The organism is Streptomyces sp. NPDC028368, assembly GCF_055565615.1.
On the sequence record NZ_JBVHTY010000010.1, the window covers coordinates 181,626 to 199,359 of the forward strand.

General features: G+C 69.5%; 16 protein-coding genes. 8 read left to right on the forward strand and 8 right to left on the reverse strand.

Annotated elements, in window-relative coordinates; all coding sequences use genetic code 11:
* Nucleotides 1-24: 24 nt before the first annotated feature.
* A complete protein-coding gene (locus ACZ4S3_RS23725; RefSeq protein ID WP_467937305.1) occupies nt 25-1,260 on the reverse strand; it encodes a 3-deoxy-7-phosphoheptulonate synthase in 1,236 nt (411 codons plus the stop codon).
* Between the two features lie 217 nt (nt 1,261-1,477).
* Nucleotides 1,478-2,707: an IS701 family transposase gene (locus ACZ4S3_RS23730; protein WP_467937307.1), complete on the reverse strand. Its 1,230-nt coding sequence runs from the start codon at nt 2,705-2,707 to the stop codon at nt 1,478-1,480.
* Between the two features lie 278 nt (nt 2,708-2,985).
* On the opposite strand from ACZ4S3_RS23730, the gene ACZ4S3_RS23735 reads away from it, so the two are divergent.
* The 5 genes from ACZ4S3_RS23735 (at nt 2,986) to ACZ4S3_RS23755 (ending at nt 10,920) form a co-directional block, all read left to right on the forward strand.
* Nucleotides 2,986-4,011: a 4-hydroxy-3-methylbut-2-enyl diphosphate reductase gene (locus ACZ4S3_RS23735; RefSeq protein ID WP_467937309.1), complete on the forward strand. Its 1,026-nt coding sequence runs from the start codon at nt 2,986-2,988 to the stop codon at nt 4,009-4,011.
* 32 nt (nt 4,012-4,043) lie between these two features.
* Nucleotides 4,044-5,081 carry a polyprenyl synthetase family protein gene (locus tag ACZ4S3_RS23740; RefSeq protein WP_467937311.1) on the forward strand — a complete coding sequence of 346 codons (1,038 nt, stop codon included), beginning with the start codon at nt 4,044-4,046 and terminating at the stop codon, nt 5,079-5,081.
* A gap of 14 nt (nt 5,082-5,095) precedes the next feature.
* Nucleotides 5,096-6,946, forward strand: a complete 1,851-nt coding sequence (locus ACZ4S3_RS23745; RefSeq protein ID WP_467937313.1) for a 1-deoxy-D-xylulose-5-phosphate synthase — start codon at nt 5,096-5,098, stop codon at nt 6,944-6,946.
* Nucleotides 6,943-8,124 (forward strand): flavodoxin-dependent (E)-4-hydroxy-3-methylbut-2-enyl-diphosphate synthase, encoded by a 1,182-nt coding sequence (gene ispG / locus ACZ4S3_RS23750; RefSeq protein ID WP_467937315.1) that lies wholly within the window; start codon nt 6,943-6,945, stop codon nt 8,122-8,124. Before ACZ4S3_RS23745 ends, ispG begins: the two co-directional genes overlap by 4 nt.
* A 471-nt stretch (nt 8,125-8,595) precedes the next feature.
* Nucleotides 8,596-10,920 (forward strand): ATP-binding protein, encoded by a 2,325-nt coding sequence (locus ACZ4S3_RS23755; RefSeq protein WP_467937317.1) that lies wholly within the window; start codon nt 8,596-8,598, stop codon nt 10,918-10,920.
* A gap of 94 nt (nt 10,921-11,014) precedes the next feature.
* On the opposite strand, the gene ACZ4S3_RS23760 is transcribed toward ACZ4S3_RS23755, so the two are convergent.
* The 6 genes from ACZ4S3_RS23760 to ACZ4S3_RS23785 all read right to left on the reverse strand — a co-directional run bounded on the left by ACZ4S3_RS23760 (nt 11,015) and on the right by ACZ4S3_RS23785 (nt 15,962).
* Nucleotides 11,015-11,977, reverse strand: a complete 963-nt coding sequence (locus ACZ4S3_RS23760) for a UbiA family prenyltransferase (protein WP_467937319.1) — start codon at nt 11,975-11,977, stop codon at nt 11,015-11,017.
* A 56-nt stretch (nt 11,978-12,033) separates the two neighbouring features.
* Nucleotides 12,034-13,425, reverse strand: coding sequence for an NDP-hexose 2,3-dehydratase family protein (locus tag ACZ4S3_RS23765; RefSeq protein WP_467937321.1), 1,392 nt, complete (start codon nt 13,423-13,425; stop codon nt 12,034-12,036).
* Nucleotides 13,422-14,378, reverse strand: a complete 957-nt coding sequence (gene rfbB / locus ACZ4S3_RS23770) for a dTDP-glucose 4,6-dehydratase (RefSeq protein WP_467937323.1) — start codon at nt 14,376-14,378, stop codon at nt 13,422-13,424. Before rfbB ends, ACZ4S3_RS23765 begins: the two co-directional genes overlap by 4 nt.
* Entirely contained in the window at nt 14,375-15,430 is a 1,056-nt protein-coding gene (locus ACZ4S3_RS23775) for a glucose-1-phosphate thymidylyltransferase (RefSeq protein ID WP_467937581.1), read from the reverse strand. The genes rfbB and ACZ4S3_RS23775 overlap by 4 nt, the downstream gene beginning before the upstream one ends.
* A gap of 203 nt (nt 15,431-15,633) precedes the next feature.
* Nucleotides 15,634-15,810, reverse strand: coding sequence for a hypothetical protein (locus ACZ4S3_RS23780; protein WP_467937324.1), 177 nt, complete (start codon nt 15,808-15,810; stop codon nt 15,634-15,636).
* Between the two features lie 23 nt (nt 15,811-15,833).
* Nucleotides 15,834-15,962 carry a hypothetical protein gene (locus ACZ4S3_RS23785; protein ID WP_467937325.1) on the reverse strand — a complete coding sequence of 43 codons (129 nt, stop codon included), beginning with the start codon at nt 15,960-15,962 and terminating at the stop codon, nt 15,834-15,836.
* Nucleotides 15,963-16,086: 124 nt separating this feature from the next.
* Here ACZ4S3_RS23785 and ACZ4S3_RS23790 point away from each other — a divergent pair, with 124 nt between their 5' ends.
* Genes ACZ4S3_RS23790 through ACZ4S3_RS23800 form a run of 3 tightly spaced genes read left to right on the forward strand, consistent with a single transcriptional unit; the run spans nt 16,087 to nt 17,390 of the window.
* Nucleotides 16,087-16,968, forward strand: coding sequence for a helix-turn-helix domain-containing protein (locus ACZ4S3_RS23790; RefSeq protein ID WP_467937327.1), 882 nt, complete (start codon nt 16,087-16,089; stop codon nt 16,966-16,968).
* A complete protein-coding gene (locus ACZ4S3_RS23795) occupies nt 16,959-17,156 on the forward strand; it encodes a DUF397 domain-containing protein (protein ID WP_467937328.1) in 198 nt (65 codons plus the stop codon). The genes ACZ4S3_RS23790 and ACZ4S3_RS23795 overlap by 10 nt, the downstream gene beginning before the upstream one ends.
* A 51-nt stretch (nt 17,157-17,207) precedes the next feature.
* The gene (locus ACZ4S3_RS23800) at nt 17,208-17,390 is read left to right on the forward strand and encodes a DUF397 domain-containing protein (RefSeq protein ID WP_467937330.1); all 183 of its coding nucleotides are present in this window, start codon (nt 17,208-17,210) and stop codon (nt 17,388-17,390) included.
* Nucleotides 17,391-17,734: the final 344 nt, after the last annotated feature.

Sequence of the window (17,734 nt, forward strand, 5' to 3'; positions counted from 1 at the left end):
GGGCCGGTTGGGCGCCGGGCGGGGTCAGCCGCGCCAGGACGCCACCACCGCCATCGCCTGGCCCGGGTTGAGCCGGGGATCGCAGAAGCTGGTGTACTTCTCGGCGACCCGGTCGACGAACGACTCATTGGTCACGCATTCGGTGACCTCGTCCGGGGTGGTCTCCAGGTGCAGGCCGCCGGCCACCCCGCCGGACTGCCGTACCGCCACCTGGAATTGCTGGATCTCCTGCACGATGGCGTCCACGTAACGGGTCTTGAGTCCCGACGGGGTGGTGACCGTGTTGCCGTGCATCGGATCCGTCAGCCAGATGACCGGATGGCCCGCTTCCCGTACGGCCGTCACCAGCGCGGGGAGCGTGCCGGCCACCGCGCCGGCGCCCATCCGTGCCACCAGGGTGAGCCGGCCGGGGTCCCGCTCCGGGTCGAGCCGTGCGCACAGGGCGAGGAGCTCGTCGGCCGTCATGCCCGGCCCGACCTTGCAGGCCACCGGGTTGGCGATGCCGGCGAGCAGGGCGACGTGGGCGCCGTGCACCTGCCGGGTCCGTTCGCCGATCCAGGGCCAGTGGGTGGAGGTGAGCAGCGGCCGGCCGGCCGGGTCGCGGCGGAGCATCGGGAGCTCGTAGTCGAGGAGCAGCGCTTCGTGGCTGGTCCAGAGGGGGGTGTCGAGAACGTCGGGGGTGGGCGGGGTGACGGGGTGGTGCGGGGCGGTGTCCTGCGGTGGGTTCGGGCTGTCCTGCGGGGTGCCGGGGTGCGGCCAGCCGAGCTGTGTCATCACCGCGGCCGCCGCCTGGTAGCCGTCCAGGATGCGGGTGGGGTCGGGACGGCGGAACGACGCGTCCGGCTCCGGGCTGTTGACCATGTGCCCTCGGTAGACGGGCAGTTCGACCCCGCCGATCCGCTCGGTGGGGCGGGAGCGGGGCTTGGTGAACTGGCCCGCGATGCGCCCGACCCGTACGACCGGCTGATGCGTGATCATCTTCAGCGTGCCGGCCAGCACGTCCAGCAGGCCCGCCTTCCGTGCCACATAGCCGGTCGTGCACTCCGCCGGGTCCTCGGCGCAGTCACCGGCCAGCACCAGATGGGCGCGCCCGGCGGCCACCTGGGCGAGCGCCGAACGGAGGCGGCGTACGTCCTCGGCGCGGACCAGCGGGGTGCGGCGCGACAGTTCCGCACGGACCGTCGCCAGCCGCGGGTCGTGGGACCAGTCAGGCTGCTGAAAAGCCGTGCGAGAGCGGATATCCAGCAGATCGTTGTCCACTGACTCCTCCACGTCCGAGATGAACTAGCACGTTGGGTAGGCACGTTGGGCAGGCATGTTGAGCAGGCACGTTGAACAGGCGTGTTGAGCGGTCGGGTTGAACAGGCGCGTTGAGCGGGCGGGTTGAACAGGGACGGACGTCGGGCGAGTGCGTCGAGCGCGTCGGGCGAGCGGCGGAAAGCCGGAGGCGCAGGCCGGCGGCCGTCAGGAGGCCCCGTCAGGAGGCCTGCGGAGCCTGGTCCGGGCGGTCGCAGGCGGCCGCGGAGAGCACGGCGACGGTGTGTGCGGCCGAGGCGAGGGTGACGTGCCGGTGCCAGCCGCTGTACGAGCGGCCCACGTAGTCCCGGATACCGACCTGCGCGGTGACGTCGTCGAAGACCTGGTCGACCCGGCGCGAGCAGCTGCTCAGCTGCGGCACCGCGGCGGCCTGGGAGACGGGCAGATCGGTTAGCCACAGTTCGGCGGGACCGCGCCGGCCGGTCTCGCCCACGCCGACCAGCAGCAGCCGGCCGCCGCCCCGGACGGCCGGTCGCGGTGCGCCCGCCACGGTGACCTGGACGGCGGTGACCAGGCTGGTACGGGGCAGCCGCTGGGGGCCGCGCCCCTGCCAGACGACGGTGCGGCGCATGTTCCGCGCCGCCCGCATGATCTCGGCGGCGGGCAGCTGGTGCGTGCCGTGGCCGGTCAGCCCCCGGTCCGTCACGGTCAGCGGCAGGTCGCCGGTGATCCGTACGAGCGCGGGCAGGCCGGCGGCGCGCAGGCCGCTGATGGTGGCCGTCGGGTCGGCCTCGGCGATGTCGACGACCACCGGGCGGGCCGGCAGTCGCCAGTCGGTCAGCATTTCGCGGCAGGCCGTCAGGACGCAGTCGCCGATCGTCTCGGGCTCGATCTCACAGGGGATCGACGCCTGATTGCGGCGCAGCCCGTCCTTGATCCAGGTCTGCGGAAGGTGCAGCCGCCAGTTGAGCGGGGCGCTCATCCGGTCCGACACCGCCCACACGCCGATCGCGCGCTGAGCGTTGAGCGCCTGGCCCTCGGCGGGCGAGAAGTAGCGGCTGACGCCGACGGAGTGCCGGCCGACCTTGGGGATGGTCATCGGGCGGGCCACCCACGCCTGCGGCGGCGCGGTCTCGAGCAGGTACCGGGCCATCGCCTGGCGCACCGGCATCCAGTCCCAGGTGGAGCTGCAGATGAAGTGGTGCAGGCTCTGTCCGGTGCCGCTGCCGCCCATCAGCGCGGCCATGTTGCGTATCGACTTACGGCCCCTGGTCGACAGCAGCCCCCGGATGTACTCCATGCCCTTTCTGCGCTGGTCGCTGCGGCGCAGTGACCGGAACAACGGGGTGCAGAGCGCGGCCAGCACCGCTTCGGGGTCGTCGGCGGCCGGCAGCCGGGCGGCCCGTGGCGTCGGCAGGTCAGCGGCCAACTGCTGGCTGACGGTGCTCATGTGACTCCTCCGGTCGAGTGGGCGGCGATCGCTCGCTGACGTTCCGCATCTGGCGATCACATTAGGAATTGACCGGTCGCAAATTGAATAACAATGCGATGGCAAGGTTCAGCGGTTGGGCTTGTCGGAGGGCATGACTACTTCGTGCCGATGGGTATTTGGGCGGTTGACCGGGAGGCGGCCCGAACGCCAGAGTCGGGATACCGGTGATAAAGGGGAAGTCGGCGGGAGTGCCGCTCCGGGGTGGCACCGAACCTAGCTTGGGAAGCGGAGCGAATATGGCGCTCAATGAGGCGCTTGATACGGCGCGCGATACGGCGCGCGATACGGCGCTGGATAGGGTTCTCGGCAAGCTCGACAAGAAAGTTATCCTGGCGGAGCCGCGTAGTTTCTGCGCCGGAGTCCGTCGGGCCATATCGATTATCGAGCTGGCGCTCGAGCGCTATGGCGCCCCCATCTATGTGCGCAAGGAGATTGTGCACAACCATTATGTGGTGCGCCTGCTGGAGCGCCGCGGCGCGATATTCGTCGACTCCGAGGAGGACGTCCCCGAGTCCGCGGTCTGTGTGTTCTCGGCGCACGGCGTCTCGCCGCAGGTCCGCCGGAACGCGGAAGTGCGCAGCCTCGATGTGATCGATGCGACCTGCCCGCTGGTGTCCAAAGTGCATCAGGAGGCCCGGCGATTCGCCCGCGAGGACCGAACGCTGCTTCTGGTGGGGCACGAGGGGCACGAAGAGGTCGAAGGGACCTACGGGCACGCGCCCGATCAGACCGTGATCATCGAGACGGTCGAGGACGCCGAGCGGCTGGATCTGCCGGCCGATACCCCGGTCGCCTACCTCACCCAGACCACCCTCTCGGTGGACGAGACCGAGGACATCATCGCGGTGCTGCACCGCCGCTTTCCGGACCTGCGCGGACCCGGCACCGACGACATCTGCTACGCGAGCCAGAACCGGCAGGACGCCGTCAAGGCCGTGGTCCCGCGCAGCGATCTGGTGCTGGTGGTCGGCTCCCGCAATTCCAGCAATTCGGTCCGGATGGTCGAGGTCGCGGCCCGTCTCGGTACCCCCGCTCATCTCGTACCGGATGTCACCGAATTCGATGAGAAGTGGCTCGACGGCGTGCAGACGGTCGGTGTGAGCGCGGGTGCCAGTGCGCCCGAAATTCTGGTTGAAGAACTGCTGGAAAAACTCGCCGAACACGGCTATCGCGATATCGAGATCGAACGGGTCGCACAGGAAGATGTCGTTTTCCATCCGCCGGCCCGGCTCACCGATCCGGCACCGGCCGGCACGGCATGACCGCGGAATCGGGGAAGAAAGGAAGGGGCGAAATGGCGAGTCCTACGGTCGTGGGTGCACGGCAGACGCGTTTCGAGGTGATGGCGCGGGTCGAGGACCGGCTGACGGAGTTCCTGGCCGCGGAACGGCTGCGCTGGGCCGCGGTGAACGACCGCGGCGCGGTGCCCGTCGACGCGGTGAGCGGGCTGGTCGCCGCCGGCGGCAAGCGGCTGCGGCCCGCCTTCTGTGTCAGTGGCTTCCTGGCCGCCGGCGGTGAGCCGGCTGACCCGCTGGTCGTGGCCGGCGCGGCCGGCGTCGAGCTGATCCATACCGGCGCCCTCATCCATGACGACGTTCTGGACGCCTCCGAACTGCGGCGCGGCACACCGGCGGTGCACACCCGGCACGCCGCCGGGCACCTCGCGCACGGCTGGCTGGGCGAGCCGCGCCGTTACGGCGAGGGCGTGGCGATCATCTCCGGCGTACTGGCCAACATCTACGCCGACCGGCTCACCCGCGATCTGCCGCCCGCGGCGCGGGACATCTGGGGCGAGATGCTCACCGAGATCCAGATCGGCCAGTACCTCGATGTCGCGGTGGCGGCCGAGGGAGTGATCGAGCCCGAGCTGTCCCGCTGGATCGCGATCTGCAAGTCCGGCCGCTACAGCATCACCCGCCCGCTGCTGCTGGGCGCCGCCATCGCCGGACGGACCGGCCTGGGGCCGGTGTTCGAGGAGTACGGCGAGGCGCTGGGCGAGGCGTTCCAGCTGCGCGACGACCTCATCGGCACCTTCGGCGACAGTTCGGCCGCGGGCAAGCCCGTCGGCGGGGATCTGGCGCAGCACAAGATGACCCTGCTGCTCGCCGAGGCGGCGCAGCGCGACGAGCGGGTGCGCAAGCTGATCTCCCGCCGGGACTGGGACACCGCCGAGATCCTCGACCGGCTGGGCGAGAGCCGGGACCGTATCGAGGGGCGCATCGGCACGCTGGTGGAGCGTGCCTGCGGGGCGCTCGACCGGGCGGACCTGGACGCGGCCTGGCGCGGCGAACTGACCGATATGGCCGCCGAAGTCGCCTACCGCAACCGGTGAGGGGAACCGATCGGATGTCACTGCTGGAGAGCGTGCACAGCCCGGACCGGCTGCGGGAGCTGACCGTGGCGGAACTGGAGGCGCTGGCCGCCGAGATCCGTACCTTCCTGATCGAGAAGGTGTCCGCGGCCGGCGGCCATCTCGGCCCCAATCTGGGCGTGGTGGAGCTGACCCTCGCGCTGCACAGCGTGTTCCGCTCGCCGCAGGACCGGATCCTGTGGGACACCGGACACCAGTCCTACGTCCACAAGATCCTGACCGGCCGGGCCGGGGGCTTCGACCGGCTGCGGCGGGGCGGCGGCCTGTCCGGCTATCCGAACCCGGCCGAGTCCGAGCACGACCTGGTGGAGAACTCCCATGCCTCCACCGCCCTGTCGTACGCCGACGGCCTGGCCCGCGCGGATGCCCACCGGGGCACCTCGGGCCGGGCGGTGGTGGCGGTCATCGGCGACGGCGCGATGACCGGCGGCATGGCCTGGGAGGCGCTGAACAACATCGCCGGCGGCCCGGACCGCCCGCTGGTCATCGTGCTCAACGACAACCAGCGCTCGTATGCGCCCACCGCGGGCGGTTTCGCCGAGCACCTGGGCGATCTGCGCAGCGGGCGGCAGCCGGGGCCCGGCCTGTTCGGGCAGCTGGGGCTCACCTATCTCGGCCCGGTCGACGGGCACGATGTCGCGGCGCTGCAGGAGGCGCTGCGCCGGGCCCGGGAGGCCGGGGGACCGGTGGTGGTCCATGCCGTCACCGAGAAGGGCCGCGGTTTTGCCCACACCGAGGACAACGAACTGGACAAGGGCCATGCGATCAAGCCCATGGACCCGGTCACCGGCCGGCCGCTGAGCACGTCCGCCGGCCCCTCGTTCACCTCGGTGTTCGGCCGGGAGCTCGCCAAGATCGCGGAGCGGCGGCCGGAGGTGGTAGCGGTCACCGCGGCGATGCTGGAGCCGACCGGGCTGCTGCCGATGCAGCGCCGCTTCCCCGACCGCGTCATCGATGTGGGGATCGCCGAACAGCATGCCGTCACGATGGCCGCCGGGCTCTCGCTGGGCGGGGTGCACCCCGTTGTGGCGATCTACGCGACCTTCGTCAACCGGGCGTTCGACCAGCTGCTGATGGATGTGGCGCTGCACCGGCGCGCGGTCACTTTCGTCCTGGACCGCTCCGGGGTCACCGGCGACGACGGGCCCAGCCACAACGGCATGTGGGACATGTCGGTGCTGCAGGTGGTTCCCGGGCTGCGGATCGCGGCGCCGCGGGACGGCACGCGGCTGGCCGAGCTGCTGGCGGAGGCCGTCGACTGGGAGGAGGGGCCCACCCTCGTACGGTTCCCCAAGGGGCCGACGGGCGAGGACCTGCCGACCAAGGCGACGTTCGCGGGTATCGACGTACTGCACCGGGCCGGGCCGCTGGACGTCCTGATCGTCTCGGTCGGCGCACTGGCCGCCATGGCGCTGCGGGTCGCCGAGGTGGTCTGGGCGCAGGGCGTGGGGGCGACGGTGGTGGACCCGCGCTGGGTGAGCCCGGTCAATCCGGCGCTGGCGGATATGGCCCGGCGGCACCGGCTGGTGATCACGATCGAGGACAACAGCCGTACGTGCGGGGTGGGTTCGACCGTCGCCCAGTTCCTGCGGGACGCCGGGGTGGCCACGCCGCTGCGTGAGTTCGGCATCCCGCGCCGGTTCCTGGACCACGGCAGCCGCGCCGATGTGCTGTCCGGCTGCGGGCTGACCGCGCAGAACATCGCCCGCACGGTGGTGGAGGAGATCAGCGGTCCGGACGGGTGCCCGGAGAAGGAGCCGCCGGACGGACTGGACGACGAGGTGGCCCGGCTGCTGGAGCAGACCGGCCGAGGGGAGAAACGGTGACGACCGTAGGACTGGGCATACCGAAGATCCGGAACGAGGAGCCGCTGCCGGCGGTGGCCGAGAGGCGCCGGTCCCGGCAGATCCATGTGGGACCCGTAGCGGTGGGCGGCGGGGCCCCGGTATCGGTGCAGTCGATGACGACCACACTGACCTCGGACATCAACGCCACCTTGCAGCAGATCGCCGAACTGACCGCGGCCGGCTGCCAGATCGTGCGGGTGGCGGTGCCGTCCGCCGATGACGCGGCGGCGCTGCCGGTCATCGCGAAGAAGTCGGGGATCCCGGTGATCGCCGATATCCACTTCCAGCCCAAGTACGTGTTCGCGGCGATCGACGCGGGCTGCGCGGCGGTCCGGGTCAACCCGGGCAACATCAAGAAGTTCGACGACCAGGTCGGCGCCATCGCCAAGGAGGCCGCGAACGCCGGGATCCCGATCCGTATCGGGGTCAACGCGGGGTCGCTGGACCGCCGGCTGCTGGAGAAGTACGGGCGGGTGACGCCCGAGGCGCTGGTCGAATCGGCGCTGTGGGAGTGCTCGCTGTTCGAGGAGCACGGCTTCCGGGACCTCAAGATCTCGGTCAAGCACAACGACCCGGTGGTGATGATCGCGGCCTACCGGCAGTTGGCCGCGCAGTGCGACTACCCGCTGCATCTGGGGGTGACCGAGGCCGGGCCCGCCTTCCAGGGGACCATCAAGTCCTCGGTGGCCTTCGGCGCGCTGCTGGCCGAGGGGATCGGCGACACCATCCGGGTGTCGCTGTCGTCGCCGCCGGTCGAGGAGATCAAGGTCGGCAACCAGATCCTGGAGTCGCTCAACCTGCGCGAACGGGGCCTGGACATCGTCTCCTGCCCGTCCTGCGGGCGTGCCCAGGTGGATGTGCACACCCTGGCGGAGAAGGTCGCCGCGGCGCTGGAGGGCTTTCCGGCGGCGTTGCGGGTGGCCGTGATGGGCTGTGTCGTCAACGGGCCGGGCGAGGCCCGGGAGGCCGACCTCGGGGTGGCCTCCGGCAACGGCAAAGGGCAGATCTTCGTCAAGGGCGAGGTCATCAAGACCGTGCCGGAATCGAAGATCGTCGAGACCCTGGTGGAGGAGGCGATGCGCCTCGCCGAGGAGCGGGAGCTCGCGGCCGGCGGTGAGCCGGGCGCCGTGATCGTGACGCCGGATTCCGCCGGCTGAGCGGCCCGGGTGTCCCAACGGCCCGTCAGGTCACCTGGCGGGCCGTTCGCTTTTCGCCGCCAAGCCGTCAATTCCCGGCATAACGCGCCGTGTTGATCTGGCCGAAAGGATCGTCAACGGCAGGCGGTTTTCGGCCAATTCGATTGTCGCCCTTCGGCCTTCCGGTGCGATTGGTACAGAGGAAGTGGGCCACGTAATGCAGAGGTAAAGGGGGGTTGACCGTCCCCGGTGCCCCACCGGTCCACGGTTGCCCTGACCGCGGGCTTCGTCCCATTTCAAAATTGACAGCTGCGGTTGTCTCGGATGCCGAGGTAACGTGTTGGCATAGTCACCGGGGGAGTACAAGATCATCATGAACGGGGGTCATGCATGGGCGTGTTGTGGTCAAGCCGTCCGAATGATCCAGATATCGCTTTCGCGGATAACCCGGTGGAGCGCGGTTAGCTCGATAACCATCGGAAGGGATCATTCATGTTCTCAAACCGACAAGACATGCCCGGCATGGTGGGCCGTGAATCCGAGTTCACGGAACTCCGTCGACGACTCATCAGCCCGGCGGGCGGTATTCTTACGGTCACCGGTCCGGCCGGCGTCGGCAAGAGCCGACTGGCCGCCGCGGTATTCGACGCCGCGGCCGGCGAGTTCCATCACGGCGGATGTTTTGTCGACCTGAGCGAAATTTCCTCCCGGCAGGAACTGGAGGAAGTGCTGGCCGACCGGATCGGATTCGGCGCCGCGCCGGGCCCCGAGCCGGTATCGGTGCGCCTGCTGGATCATCTGCGTCCGCGGAGCTTCCTGCTGGTGCTCGACGGCTGTGACCATCTGCGCACCGTGCTGACCCCGTGCATCACCGATCTGGTCAAGGCCTGCGCCGGTCTCACGGTTCTGGTCACCGGTCCCGAACGGCTCGGTGTCTACGGCGAGGTGCTGTTCCGGCTGGACCCGCTGGACGTGCCACTGCCGGACGACCACAAGGACCCGGAAGCGCTACAAAACATTCCGTCGGTCCGGCTTTTCGTGCAACGCACCCAACAGGTCCGGCCCAATTTCGTACTGACCGACGAAAACCTCGAAGCGGTGGCCCGGCTCTGCGTCCGTACCGACGGCCTGCCCATGGCCATCGAATTCGCCGCGGCACGCATGAAACTGCTGTCGCCGCACCGGCTGCTGGCGGAGCTGGAAGAGGGCCTGGACAGCCTGTCCGGAGCGGAATTCGACACCCGCTCCCGGCACCGCGGAATGCGCGCCGCGATCGAGCGGAGCCTGAATGGCCTGGGGGACGAGGAACGGAACTTCTTGGGCCGACTGGCGATGTTCCACCGCGAGTTCGACTTCGCGGCCGCCGACGGAGTATCGCCCACCAGCTCCGCCGAAACGCAGAAATTGCTCGAAATCCTGGTGGACAAGAGCCTGCTGCGGACCAGCGAATGCCCGGACGGCGACATCCTTATCGCGATGCTCGGACTCACCCGTCAGTACCTGCTGGAAAGACTGCGGGAACATGAAGATCTTACGAAGCTTCACGAGGCTCACGCGGACTTCTACCTCGAGACGGTCGAGGGCGCCGAGGAGCACCTGCTCGGCCCCGACCAGGGCTGGTGGCTACAGAAGATCGACCACTGGCTGCCGGACATAACCAGCGTCCTCCACTTCCTGGCAGGAGCGGGGGACGGGGCACGGCTGGTCCGGATCGCCGCCGCGATGCGGCTGTACTGGCAGGCCAGGGGCATGGTCCGGGACGGGATCTGCTGGCTGAACGCGTATATCGACGGCGCCGGGCTGCCGCTTCCGCTTGCCGCCAAGGCGGAGCGCGCGCTGGCGGAACTCCTGCTGTGTGCCGGTGAGCTGTCGGCCGCCGAGAACCGTCTGGTCGAGGCCCGCGCCAAGTACGAGGAACTGGGGGACAACGCGGGTGTCGCCGGATGTATGCGGCGCTCGGGCCTGGTGGCCTTTCACCGGGGCGACCTGGTGGAGGCCGACCGCCGGCTGGAGGAATGCGTGGCGGTCTCCTGGATCGACGGCGCCGGAGAACATGCCGAGGCGCTGCGCAATCTCGCCGACTGCCGTCGCGTCTCCGGCGATCTGCCGGCCGCCAGGCGGCGGGCCGAGGAAGCTCTGGAGATCTTTCAGCGCACCAAGGATGTGCGCAATATCGCGCTGACCAATTACGTACGGGCCGATGTCGCCTTCGACATGGGCGACCAGACCACCGCCATCGAGCTCTACCAGGCGGCCCTGCTCCAGGTGGGTGAGCTCAAACATCTGCTCGCCTGTGCCATCGGACTGGAGAAGTTCGCGATCCTGCTGACCCGCTGCCGCGGCCGGTCGACGGAGAGCTGGCGGCGGGTGGCGCACGCCCTCGGCGCCGCCTCCGGAATCCGTGCGGTCACCGGATGCGTCCCGCCGGCCACCACCAAGATGGAGGTCGAGTCCGTCACCGCCACCACCCGGGTACGGCTCGGCGACCAGGAGGCCGAGAAGCTGGCGGCCGCCGGCGCGCGGACGGAGGCCGATGCGGCCGTGGCTGCCGTGCTGAGCCCGCTGGAAGTCACCCGGTTCGCCGCCGAGTGGCCCGGATCCGACAACCCGCTGACCCAGCGGGAGCTGGAGGTCGCCGAGCTGGTGGCCGGTGGCCTGACCAACCGGGAGATCGCCCGCCGCCTCGACATCGCGGAGTGGACCGCCGTCAACCATCTGCGCAAGATCATGCGGAAGCTGGAGTGCTCCTCCCGTGTGCAGGTCGCCAGCTGGATGGCGAAGCGGGCCGACGCGGCGGTGTCGGCCGCCGCCGAGTAGGCACGCAGGTAGGCCGGCCGCGGTACGGCCGGCCTACCGGGCCGATGCCCTCGGAACCCGAGGCGGATCGGGCCGGAACCCGAGGCGGATCGGGTCAGAACCCGAAGTGGACCACGTTGAAGGCCACCACACAGACCACGGTGACCCGGAACGCCAGCACCCCGCGGCTGCGCGCCAGCAGCGCATGCCCGGTGCGCAGGAACGACCCGTACTGGCGAAGGCGTACGGCCATCAGCGGCAGCAGCGCCACCGCGAACCCCCAGGGAATCCAGCCCGCCGCCGTCGGCACGGCGATGACCAGCACATTGAGCGAGGTCAGCACGCCCAGAAAGATCTTGTTGCCGCGCTCCGAGGTGAGCACCGCGACCGTGCGGCGGCCGACGGCCGCGTCCCCGCTGATGTCCTTGGTGTTGGAGTAGCCGGCTATCAGCAGCTGACCGAACCCGAAGAGCAGCGCCTCCACCAGGATGAGCGCCGGCAGCTCGCCGACCGTGATGCCGTACGGGGCGAGCACGAACGCCGCCGCGGAGAAGATCAGCAGCAGCTCGCCGAGGCCGATGTAACTGAGCTTGAGGCCCCATGAGTACTGCACGCTGAAGACCAGCAGGAGGGTGGCGACGACCAGCGCCCAGACGGGCGTGTGCGGCGCCTGCAGGGTGGCGGCCAGCCACCACACCGCGCCCCAGGCCAGGCCCAGATAGCCGAACCGCTGTGCCTGGTGCACGGTCAGATCGCCGGTGAGCAGCGGCTTGCGCTTCAGCGGCCGGAGCTCGGTGTTGCCGTCGCCGAGGTAGTTGGCGCTGTCACTGCCGTCCTTGATGCCGGTCACATCGTCCAGCGTCATGACCGCGGAGAGCACCCCGACCTTCCCCAGCGCGAACAGCGCGAGGGTCAGCAGGACATGGCCGTCGAGCCGGGTCGCCGGCTCCATTCCCGTCCACACGATGACCAGGGCGAGGAAGAAGTCGAGGACGAACTGGAACTTGACCAGCCGGGCGTAGACGGAAAACCGCTGTAACGCACCGGGCGCGGGACGGACTTCGGTGCTCGCTGCCATGGACCTTCCTTACGCTCGTCGGGAGCCGTCGCGGGGTACCGGTGCGGCCGGCCGCCTCACAGCCGCGCCGCTCCGGTGGTGAGGCAGGCGAGAAGGCTGCGCGCCTGCACATTGACGTAATGGCCGTGCTGGACAAGGGAGTTCAGCTGGCCCGGGGTGACCCAGAGATAGCCGGGCGGTGGCTCGTCGGGCGCGTCCGACGGGCCGGCCTCGACGATCAGATACCGGCTCTCGGCGTGGTAGAAGCGGCCGCCCTCCTCGGAATGCACCGCCTCGTAACGCACCTGGCCGGGCGTGGCGGCCAGTACCGGATCGAGGAACGGCGGGCGGTCCGCGGCGGCCAGGTGGCGGTAGTTGTCCGGCGTGCACTGGACGGTCGGCGCCAGCTCGATGGTGTCCAGGAAACCGCCCTCGAGCCGGGCCTGCACCAGGACGTGCGGCACCCCGCCGAACCGGCGGGTCAGCAAGGCGGTGACGCCGGTCCCCAGCGGCTGGATCAGCGGCTGCGTCCAGCTGGTGACCTCACGGTTGTCCGCCTGCACCGAGGCCGCCATCACCCGGAAGTACCGCTGCGGGGTGTGCTCGATACTGTCCGCGCCGCGGACCCAGCCCGCGACCTGCGCCAGCGGGATGCGGCGTATGCGGACGTCGTGCCGGGAGCGTTCCCCGGTGATCCAGGACCGCAGCTCGGTATCCGGATGCAGCGCTCGGTGGGCGCCCTCTTCGGTGCCGGCCGGCGGAGCGCAGGCCAGGACCGTACGGGCGTCCATGTTGACGACGTTGTCCCGGCGCAGCAGTGCCCCGAGCTGCCCCAGGGTGAGCCAGCAGTAGTCGTCGTCCAGCGGCACCTCGTCAGTCGTCTCGACGATCATGTTGCGGTTGGACTTCTGGTGGAACCAGGCGCCGTGCTCGGACTGGAGCACATCGGCCAGCACCCGGCCCCGCCCCGGCCGCAGGAAGTGCCCGAGGTACTTCACGTCCGCGCCCCGGTGCACCTTGGTGTAGTTGCTGCGGGTGGCCTGCACGGTCGGGGAGAGCTGGAGCAGATTGGGGTTGCCCGGCTCCATCTTGGCCTGCATCAGGAAGTGCAGTACGCCGTCGAACTCCTTGGCCAGGATGCCGAGGATGCCGACTTCGGGCTGGTTGATGATGGGCTGCTGCCACTCGGGGAACGGGCCCTCGCCGACCGTGACATGCAGCCCTTCGACGGAGAAGAACCGGCCGCTGCGGTGCACCAGATTCCCGGTCCCGGCCGCGAACGACCAGCCGTCGAGCGCGGCGAACGGGATCGGGGCGACCCGGAACCGGTGCGCGGCGCGGCGGCCCGCGAGCCATCCGTCGAATTCCTCGGTGGGCAGCCGCCGGCCGTGGACCGCGCGGGCGGACCGCGCCATCCGCTCGGCCACGCCGGGGTCCTCCCGGGGCCGCGGTACGGGCGGCGCCGTCATGCCCGCCACCACGAGACGTTGTCCCGGTACCAGGCGACGGTGTCCCGCAGCCCCTCCTCGAACGGCACCTGGGGCGCGTACCCCAACTCCTCCCGGATCTTGGTGTCGTCCAGGGAGTAGCGGCCGTCGTGTCCGGGCCGGTCCGCCACGTACCGGATCGCCGACGGATCCGCGCCGCACAGCTCCACCAGCCGCTCGGCGATCACCGTATTGGGGTGTTCCACCCCGCCACCGACGTTGTAGACCTCGCCGCCCCGGCCCTTGGTGAGGACCAGATGGACGGCCTGGCAGTGGTCCGCCACATGCAGCCATTCGCGGACGTTGTGCCCGTCCCCGTACAGCGGCACCGTTCGCCCCTCCAGCAGCCGGGTCACGAAGTGCGGGATGAGCTTCTCGGTGTGCTGATAGGGCCCGTAATTGTTGGAGCAGCGGCTGATCGACACATCCAGCCCATGGGTGTGCGCATAGGAGCGGGCCACCAGGTCGGAACCCGCCTTGGACGCCGCGTAGGGCGAGTTGGGGGCCAGCGGCCACGTCTCCGTCCACGACCCCTCGGCGATCGACCCGTACACCTCGTCGGTCGAGACATGCACCACCCGCCCGACGCCGCTGTGCAGTGCGGCCTCCAGCAGCACCTGGGTGCCGAGGACGTTCGTACGGAAGAAGTCCCCCGCCCCGTCGATCGAGCGGTCGACGTGCGACTCGGCGGCGAAGTGCACCACCGCGTCATGGCCGGGCAGCAGCTCCCGCACGAGCCCGGCATCGCAGATGTCGCCCTCGACGAAGTCCAGCCGCTCCGCGCCGAGCGGGAGGTTGGCGCGGTTCCCCGAGTAGGTGAGCTTGTCCAGGACGGTCACCCGGGCCCGCTCCGCGCCCGCATATCCCCCGCCGAGCAGGGTGCGCACATAGTGCGAGCCGATGAATCCGGCCCCTCCGGTCACCAGGATCCTCATGACGCGACCTCCACTTCGCACTCGTCGCCGACGACCAGCCGGTGACGTTCACCGCTGCGGACCGACGCCGACCGGCCGATCACCGAACCGCTGAGCCCCGCCAGGCCCGACACCCGCGCACCGTCCAGCACGATCGAGTCCTCGATCCGGGTGCCGTGCAGCGCACAGCCACTGCCGATCGAGGTGTACCGGCCGATGTGGCTGTCCTCGACCACGGTGCCGGGGCCGAGGACCACCGGGCCCTCGATCACCGACCGCACCACCCGGGCACTGGGGGAGACGAGCACCTGGCCGGTGACCCGGCTCGCGGCATCGACCGCCCCCAGCCGCTCGCCACGCAGCCCGTCCAGTACCCGCCGATTGCATTCCAGAACGCCGGCTATCTGCCCGGTGTCCTGCCAATACCCCAGATATTCACTGGCCTTGACCTGATGCCCGTGCGTCAGCAGCCACTGAATGGCATCCGTGATCTCCAGTTCCCCGCGTGCGCTGGGCTCGATTGCGGCGACCGCCTCATGAATCGCCGGGGTGAAGAAATAGACGCCGGTCAGCGCGAGATCGCTGACCGGCTGCGCGGGCTTTTCCACCAGCCGCTGTACGGTGCCGTCGGCGTCGATCTCGGCGACGCCGAACGCGCTGGGATCGGGCACTTTCTGGACCACGATCTGCGCCGGCGGCCGCTCCTTCGCGAACGACCGCGCGATCTCCGTGATCCCCTCGGGCAGCATGTTGTCCCCGAGATACATCAGGAAATCATCCTCGCCGAGAAAGCCCCGAGCGATCCGCACCGCGTGCGCCAGGCCCAGCGGTTCGGCCTGGTGGAGGTAGGTGATACGGGCGCCGAACCGCGCACCGTCGCCGATCGCCGCGGCGATCTGTCCGGCCTGATCGCCGACGACGATGCCGATGTCGGTGACGCCCGCTTCCAGAACGTTGTCCAGCACATGTTCCAGCACCGCCTTGCCGGCGACCGGAACGAGCTGCTTCGGCGTGGAGTAGGTAAAGGGCCGCAGCCGGGTTCCCATTCCGCCGGATAACACCAGAGCCTTCACTGGATCCTGCCGATCCTTCCCAAGTGAATTCTTTAGCCGGTCACTGATGTGGGATGCGCGACCCGATGACACATGAATGGGGGATGACCCCGCTATTCCAGGAATACGCTCAGCAATCTAGCGGAGCGAGGGGAAGGCGCCGGGCGGCGGTCGGGGAGTCTGTCAGGTCTTCGGCGACCTGACAGACTCCGGCGGGTTCCGCCCTACCTGCCTCGGTGGCGGGGGCAGGCGCAGGGCGGCCACGCCTGCGTGAGGCAGTACGGGGCGAAGGGGTCCCCGGCGACGACGTGCACCTCGGCCCGCTGCTCCTTGACCACGCCGTCAGGGCCCGCCGTGTAGACGCGCAGGGTCATCAGGGACTGGCGGGATGGCGGGGCCATCGGGGGCGGCGTCCATCCGGCGCTCACGAGACGACCTCGAAACCGGCCTCGTAGAGGACCGTACGGACGGTCACCCGGCAGGTGCAGGTGTGCGCGGCGGGGATGGCTAAAGCGCGCACCCAGGCGAGGCAACGGGCAATAAAATGCCCCATGTTGACGCTCCTTCGGGATTGAGGGATCAAGCGTTGGCCATGCCCCGGGGCCGCTGGAGGCGGTCGCCGGGGCGATTACTGCGAGTCTCCCCATGGTTGCTCTGCGCTGATTACGATGTGCAGGGTGCAGCTGTCCCGCACGCTCCTGGGGACAGGAAGGGATGGGCTGATGACGTTCCAACCACACGACCTTGATCCGGGCCGCTCGGCACGCGATCTGTTCGGCGAGAGAATCCGCTACTACCGGACGAAGGCCGACATGTCGCTGAGGCGGCTCGCCGACGTGCTGAGCTACAGCAAGTCGCAGCTGGCGCGGTATGAGCGGGCGGAGGCGCTGCCGTACGACGATCTGCCGTCGAAGCTGGATGCTTGCTTCGGTACGGGCGGGCTGTTCGCGAGCCTGTATGAACTCGCGTTGCAGGAGCCGTTTCCCGGCAAGTACCGCCGCATGACCGAGATCGCAAACCAGGCGACCGCCATCAGGCAGTACACGTGCTCCACCGTCCCCGGTCTGCTCCAGACGCCGGAGCTCGCGGCGCGAGGGCTGCGCTGTGGACTGCCACATGCGCCAGACGCGGAAATCGAGGCGATGGTTAAGGCGCGCATCGACCGGCAGGTACTGCTGAACGGACCAAAGCCGCCGCGCTGCTGGTTCGTTCTGGACGAGGCAGTCCTGCGCCGACGGGTCGGCAGTCCCGAGGTGATGCGACACCAGATGCAGTGCCTGATCGAGCGCGGGACATCTCCCTACGTAACTCTCCAGGTATTGCCGTACGACGCAGGCGAGCATGCGGAGATGGGTGGTTCGCTGACGCTCTACACCATGCCCAACCAACCAGTCGTGGCCTACCTGGAGGGCAGCCGGTCGGGGTCAATAATCGAGAACGGAGAGGAAGTGTCGGAGCTTGAGGCGTCCTACGATCTGCTCAGGGCCATGGCCCTGTCGCCTCGCAACTCCGAGGCGATGATCCGAGAGGCAATGGAGGACTGGACGGCATGCGAATGACCCCGGACCTGAGCGCCGCTGCTTGGCGCAAGAGCAGCTACAGCAACAACAACGGGGGCGATTGCGTCGAGGTCGCCGACGGCTGCCCCGGCCTCGTCCCCGTCCGCGATTCCAAGGACCCGCAGGGTCCCGCGCTCCTTGTCCTCAGCAAGGCCTGGGACACGTTCGTCGCGAGCCTGAAGGCCTGACACAAGAGACCGGCGCCCGCTACGGCGGGCGCCGAGCCATGGGAGGACAGCATGCCGAGTCCCATCACCTGGCGAAAGTCCAGCTACAGCAACAACACTGGGGGCGAGTGCGTCGAGGTCGCCGACGGCTGCCCCGGCGTCGTTCCCGTCCGCGATTCCAAGGACCCGCACGGCCCCGCGCTCCTCGTTCCCCACCGGGCCTGGGCCACGTTCGTCGCGAGCCTGAAGGGCTGACATACGAGTGGTGCCGAGGGCGCTGTGCAGGTTTGCACTACGTCCCGTACGGCACCGCCGGCTCATTTCCCGCCTGAAGCGGACAGGTCCCACCCCACGACGTGGGTGTGCATGGCGAACTCCCCCTTTGCTTGAGGGATTCAAGGCGTTTGAGGCACGGGGCATCTTCTGTGGTGTGCGCGTGAAGCGCGAGGTCAGGCCGACGTCAGCGAGGCGGCAGCGAGGCGGCAGCGGGGCGCCAGCGAGACGTCAGCGCAACGTTAGGGCGGGGCGCGAAGCTCTAAGCAGACCAGGTGCTCACGGGGCCCGCACAGGGCATCGATCGCACCGAACGCAACTCACGG

Bases quoted from the DNA above. Each gene is read 5' to 3' on its own strand.
- ACZ4S3_RS23730 (WP_467937307.1), bottom strand. From the start codon at position 2,707: ATGAGCACCGTCAGCCAGCAGTTGGCCGCTGACCTGCCGACGCCACGG.
- ACZ4S3_RS23735 (WP_467937309.1), top strand. From the start codon at position 2,986: ATGGCGCTCAATGAGGCGCTTGATACGGCGCGCGATACGGCGCGCGAT.
- ACZ4S3_RS23740 (WP_467937311.1), top strand. From the start codon at position 4,044: ATGGCGAGTCCTACGGTCGTGGGTGCACGGCAGACGCGTTTCGAGGTG.
- ACZ4S3_RS23745 (WP_467937313.1), top strand. From the start codon at position 5,096: ATGTCACTGCTGGAGAGCGTGCACAGCCCGGACCGGCTGCGGGAGCTG.
- ACZ4S3_RS23755 (WP_467937317.1), top strand. From the start codon at position 8,596: ATGTTCTCAAACCGACAAGACATGCCCGGCATGGTGGGCCGTGAATCC.
- ACZ4S3_RS23760 (WP_467937319.1), bottom strand. From the start codon at position 11,977: ATGGCAGCGAGCACCGAAGTCCGTCCCGCGCCCGGTGCGTTACAGCGG.
- ACZ4S3_RS23765 (WP_467937321.1), bottom strand. From the start codon at position 13,425: ATGACGGCGCCGCCCGTACCGCGGCCCCGGGAGGACCCCGGCGTGGCC.
- rfbB (WP_467937323.1), bottom strand. From the start codon at position 14,378: ATGAGGATCCTGGTGACCGGAGGGGCCGGATTCATCGGCTCGCACTAT.
- ACZ4S3_RS23780 (WP_467937324.1), bottom strand. From the start codon at position 15,810: ATGGCCCCGCCATCCCGCCAGTCCCTGATGACCCTGCGCGTCTACACG.
- ACZ4S3_RS23785 (WP_467937325.1), bottom strand. From the start codon at position 15,962: ATGGGGCATTTTATTGCCCGTTGCCTCGCCTGGGTGCGCGCTTTAGCC.
- ACZ4S3_RS23795 (WP_467937328.1), top strand. From the start codon at position 16,959: ATGCGAATGACCCCGGACCTGAGCGCCGCTGCTTGGCGCAAGAGCAGC.
- ACZ4S3_RS23800 (WP_467937330.1), top strand. From the start codon at position 17,208: ATGCCGAGTCCCATCACCTGGCGAAAGTCCAGCTACAGCAACAACACT.